Genomic DNA, 545 nt, shown 5'->3' on the forward strand with positions numbered 1-545 from the left:
AGGAAAGGCGAAAAGAACCCCGGTGAGGGGAGTGAAATAGAACCTGAAACCTTGTACGTACAAGCAGTGGGAGCCCTTTAAGGGTGACTGCGTACCTTTTGTATAATGGGTCAGCGACTTATATTTTGTAGCGAGGTTAACCGAATAGGGGAGCCGAAGGGAAACCGAGTCTTAACTGGGCGTTTAGTTGCAAGGTATAGACCCGAAACCCGGTGATCTAGCCATGGGCAGGTTGAAGGTTGGGTAACACTAACTGGAGGACCGAACCGACTAATGTTGAAAAATTAGCGGATGACTTGTGGCTGGGGGTGAAAGGCCAATCAAACCGGGAGATAGCTGGTTCTCCCCGAAATCTATTTAGGTAGAGCCTTGAGCGGACACCTTCGGGGGTAGAGCACTGTTTCGGCTAGGGGTCCATCCCGGATTACCAACCCGATGCAAACTACGAATACCGAAGAGTGATACTCAGGAGACACACGGCGGGTGCTAACGTCCGTCGTGGAGAGGGAAACAACCCAGACCGCCAGCTAAGGTCCCAAAGTCTA

At 51.6% G+C, this 545-nt stretch carries 1 rRNA gene; it reads left to right on the top strand.

The window, feature by feature from the left end:
• Positions 1–545, top strand: a 23S ribosomal RNA gene (locus tag O3746_RS10365); the annotation flags it as partial.

Origin of the sequence: Haemophilus sp. 27098_8_127, from assembly GCF_041433495.1 — a bacterium.
Taxonomy (GTDB): Bacteria; Pseudomonadota; Gammaproteobacteria; order Enterobacterales; family Pasteurellaceae; genus Haemophilus_D.